We start from the raw sequence: 4,698 nt of genomic DNA, 5'->3' as shown, positions 1-4,698 counted from the left end.
ACCTCCAGACGTCCCGCGCCACTCTCCGGCGCGGGACGTCGCTTTTCGGCCCCCCGCCCGACGTCCGCGCGGGTGTGTGCGTCATAATTGCTTGTGAATGTGAACGCGTTCACAAGCGTGTCCCGTTATGTCTGCCTTGCGTCCCACTTGCGATCAGACAAAAAGGGCACACTGCGGCTGAACGAGAGCGGTACGAAAGGTGAAGGAGAGCCCGACGTGAACCTGGCTTTGGCGCCGGAGACCCTGGCGCGATGGCAGTTCGGCATCACCACCGTCTACCACTTCCTCTTCGTGCCCCTCACGATCAGTCTCGCGGCGATCACCGCCGGCCTGGAGACGGCCTGGGTCCGTACGGGCAAGGAGAAGTACTTCCACGCGACCAAGTTCTGGGGAAAGCTCTTCCTCATCAACATCGCGATGGGCGTCGTGACCGGCATCGTCCAGGAGTTCCAGTTCGGCATGAACTGGTCCGACTACTCGCGCTTCGTCGGTGACGTCTTCGGCGCGCCGCTCGCGATGGAGGCGCTGATCGCCTTCTTCTTCGAGTCGACCTTCATCGGGCTGTGGATCTTCGGCTGGGACAAGCTGCCGAAGAAGATCCACTGCGCCTGCATCTGGATCGTCGCGGTCGGCACGGTCCTCTCGGCGTACTTCATCCTCGCCGCCAACTCCTGGATGCAGCACCCGACCGGCTACACGATCGACAAGTCGACGGGCAAGGCGCAGCTCACCGATATCTGGCGCGTTCTGACCCAGAACACGACGCTGACGCAGTTCTTCCACACCATCACCGCGGCCTTCCTCGCGGGCGGCGCGTTCGTCATCGGCGTCGCCTCGTACCACCTGTGGAAGGCCAAGCGGCGGCAGGCGGCCGGGCAGGCGCCGGGGGACAAGGAGCGCAAGAAGATCGGCGCGATGCGCAGCTCACTGCGGGTCGGCCTGATCGTCACGGTCATCGCCGGGCTTGGCACCGCCATCAGCGGCGACACCCTCGGCAAGGTCATGTTCCAGCAGCAGCCGATGAAGATGGCGGCGGCCGAGGCGCTGTGGGAGACCAAGGAGCCCGCCCCGTTCTCCGTCTTCGCGGTCGGCAACGTCAACAAGGGCCACAACACCGTCGAGCTGTCGATCCCCGGGGTGCTGTCGTTCCTCGCCCACGACAACTTCACCGACTCGGTCCCCGGCATCCACGACACCGCCAAGGCCGAGGCGGAGAAGTACGGCGGCGAGCCGGACGACTACATCCCCAACATCTTCGTGGCGTTCTGGGGCTTCCGGCTGATGATCGGCGTCGGCATGACCTCGTTCGTCGCGGGCCTGATCGGACTGTGGACGACCCGCAAGAAGCGCTGGCTGGCCCCCGAATTCCGAACGGGGGACGAAGAGGTGCCACGGCTGATGCTCACCAAGCGGATCGAGATGAGCACCTTCTTCACCAAGTGGTCCTGGCGGATCGGCATGCTCACCATGCTTTTCCCGATCGTCGGCATCTCATTTGGCTGGATCTTCACGGAGATGGGCCGCCAGCCCTGGGTCGTCTACGGGCTGATGAAGACCAAGGACGCGGTGTCGCCCGGCGTGGGCACCGGCGAGGTCATCACCTCCATGGTCGTCTTCACGCTGCTCTACGGAATCCTCGCGATCGTCGAGGCCAGGCTGCTCATCAAGTACGTCAAGGCCGGACCGGACTTCGACGAGCGGCCGCCCGCCAAGGACCCGAGGCTGCGGCCCCCGTCCGGCGGCAGCGGCGGCGGTGACGGCGCCGAGGACGGCGCCGGGGCCGAGGACGCCGACAAGCCGATGACATTCGCCTACTGACACGGGAAGGGAGAGAACGACCATGCATCTTCACGACTTCTGGTTCCTGCTGATCGCCGTCCTGTGGATCGGCTACTTCTTCCTCGAAGGCTTCGACTTCGGCATCGGCGTCCTGACCAAGGTCCTCGCCAAGGACCGCAAGGAACGCCGGGTGCTGATCAACACGATCGGCCCGGTCTGGGACGGCAACGAGGTCTGGCTGCTGTCCGCCGGCGGTGCGACGTTCGCCGCCTTCCCCGACTGGTACGCGACCCTCTTCAGCGGCTTCTACCTTCCGCTGCTCGCCATCCTGGTCTGCCTGATCGTCCGCGGCGTCGCCTTCGAGTACCGGCAGAAGCGGCCCGAGGAGCGCTGGCAGCGCAACTGGGAGCACGCCATCTTCTGGGCCTCGCTGCTCCCCGCCTTCCTGTGGGGCGTCGCCTTCGGCAACATCGTGCGCGGCGTGCCGATCGGCCCGGACAAGAACTACACCGGCGATGTGCTCGATCTGCTCAACCCGTACGCCCTGCTCGGCGGCCTGGTCACGCTGGTGCTCTTCACCTTCCACGGCGCGGTGTTCGCCGCCCTCAAGACGGCCGGCGACATCCGGGTACGGGCGCGGCGGCTCGCGACCGTACTGGGGCTGGCGGCCGCGGTGCTGGCGCTGGTCTTCCTGATCTGGACGCAGGTGCACACCGGCAACGGGCGCAGCCTGGCCGCGATGATCGTCGCGGTGGCGGCCCTGGTGGTGGCGCTGGTCATGAACCGACTGGGGCGCGAGGGCTGGGCGTTCGCCCTGTCCGGGGTAACCATCGCGGCGGCGGTCGCGATGCTCTTCCTCGCCCTGTTCCCCAACGTGATGCCGTCGTCCACCAACCCGGACTGGAGCCTGACGGCCGCCAACGCGGCGTCCAGCCCGTATACGTTGAAGATCATGACCTGGGTGGCGGTCATCATGACGCCGCTGGTCATGGCCTACCAGGCATGGACGTACTGGGTGTTCCGCAAGAGGATCGGCACCCAGCACATCCCCGACCCGGCCGCGCACTGACGAGGGACGGTTCCACGTGAAACCTGTCGACCCCCGCCTGCTCACCTACGCGAGAGCGACCCGCCTGTTCCTGGTCGCGACCGTGGCCCTCGGGCTGGCGGGGGCCGGCCTCGTCATCGCCCAGGCGATGCTCATCGCCGACATCGTGGTCGGGGCCTTCCAGCACGGCCGTACCGCCGGCGACCTCACCGGGCGGCTGCTGCTGCTCGGCGCGGTCGCGGTGGGCCGGGCCGCCGTCGCCTGGCTGACGGAGTTGGCCGCGCACCGGGCGAGCGCCTCGGTCAAGTCCGAACTGCGGCTGCGGCTCCTCGCCCACGCCGCGAAGCTGGGCCCCGGCTGGCTCAGCAGGCAGCGCACGGGCGAGCTGACCACCCTCGCCACCCGCGGCATCGACGCGCTGGACGACTACTTCGCCCGCTATCTGCCCCAGTTGGGGCTCGCGGCCGTGGTGCCCGTAGCCGTCCTGGCCCGTATCGTCACCGCGGACTGGGTCTCGGCGCTGATCATCGTCATCACGCTGCCGCTCATCCCCCTGTTCATGATCCTCATCGGCTGGGCCACGCAGTCCACCATGGACCGGCAGTGGCGGCTGCTGTCCCGGCTGTCCGGGCACTTCCTCGACGTCGTCGCCGGGCTGCCCACGCTCAAGGTCTTCGGGCGCGCCAAGGCGCAGGCCGAGTCGATCCGTTCGATCACGGCCGACTACCGGCGGGCGACACTGCGGACCCTGCGGATCGCCTTCATCTCCTCCTTCGCGCTGGAACTCCTCGCCACGGTGTCGGTCGCGCTGGTCGCCGTCGGCATCGGGCTGCGGCTCGTACGCGGCGAACTCGACCTCTATACGGGCCTCATGGTGCTGGTGCTCGCGCCCGAGGCGTATCTGCCGCTGCGGCAGGTCGGCGCGCAGTACCACGCGGCGGCGGAGGGGCTGTCGGCCGCCGACGAGGTCTTCGCGGTACTGGAGAGCGAGCCCGCCGCCGCGCCCGGCGCGGAGACCGCACCGCGGGCGGGCGAGGCGGCGCTGACGGTGGAGCGGCTCGTGGTCCGGCATGAGGGACGTGCGCGGGCATCCCTGGACGAGACCTCGCTGGAGGTCGCGCCCGGCGAGACCGTCGCGGTCGTGGGCCCGAGCGGGGTCGGCAAGACCACGCTGCTGAACGCGGTGCTGGGCTTCGAGCGGCCCGTGAGCGGGCGCGTGCTCGTGGGCGGTAAGGACCTCTCATCGCTCTCCCCCGAAAGCTGGCACGACCAGGTGGCCTGGGTGCCGCAGCGGCCGTACCTCTTCGCCGGGACGGTCGGCGAGAACGTACGGCTGGCGCGGCCGGACGCCGACGACGCGCAGGTGCGGGACGCGCTGCGCGAGGCCGGTGCCCTCGACTTCGTGTCCATGCTGCCGCATGGCACTGACACCCGGCTCGGCGAGGACGGCGCGGGGCTCTCCGCCGGGCAGCGGCAACGTGTCGCGCTGGCGCGGGCGTTCCTCGCGGACCGGCCGGTCCTGCTGCTCGACGAGCCGACGGCGAATCTGGACGGCGAGACGGAGGCATCGGTCGTCGACGCGGTCCGCAGGCTGGCGGTCGGCCGCACGGTGCTGCTCGTCGTGCACCGCCCGGCCCTGCTCGCGGTCGCCGACCGCGTGGTGCGCCTGGAGCGGCCCGAGGACGCGGCGGTGCCGGGCGGCAGGGCGTCCGACGAGGACGCCGCGGTACGTGCGGAGGCGGGCGCTGCCGCCGTACGGGCGCAGGGCGATGGCGACGCGCGTACGGGCGACCTCGTCGCGGATGCCGCCCAGCCCGATCCCTGGGCCGTTCCGAAGGAACGGCGAGCCGGTGTGCTCGCGGCCGTACGGG

The 4,698-nt window shown here is 69.4% G+C and carries 3 protein-coding genes; all 3 read left to right on the top strand.

All coding sequences use genetic code 11. The features are described 5' to 3' along the window. Positions 1-216 precede the first annotated feature (216 nt). The gene (locus tag ACFU99_RS33610) at positions 217-1,818 is read left to right on the top strand and encodes a cytochrome ubiquinol oxidase subunit I (protein ID WP_384399301.1); all 1,602 of its coding nucleotides are present in this window, start codon (positions 217-219) and stop codon (positions 1,816-1,818) included. Between the two features lie 22 nt (positions 1,819-1,840). Further along, the gene (cydB, locus tag ACFU99_RS33605) at positions 1,841-2,848 is read left to right on the top strand and encodes a cytochrome d ubiquinol oxidase subunit II (RefSeq protein ID WP_384399298.1); all 1,008 of its coding nucleotides are present in this window, start codon (positions 1,841-1,843) and stop codon (positions 2,846-2,848) included. A gap of 16 nt (positions 2,849-2,864) precedes the next feature. Next, positions 2,865-4,698: thiol reductant ABC exporter subunit CydD (gene cydD / locus ACFU99_RS33600; protein ID WP_384399295.1), on the top strand; the 1,834-nt coding region annotated here is incomplete at its 3' end.

The organism is Streptomyces sp. NPDC057654 (assembly GCF_042800135.1).
In the GTDB taxonomy this organism is placed as follows: domain Bacteria; phylum Actinomycetota; class Actinomycetes; order Streptomycetales; family Streptomycetaceae; genus Streptomyces.
Note: the sequence above shows the minus strand (reverse complement) of the source record. Positions and strands in the feature narration are given on the sequence as shown.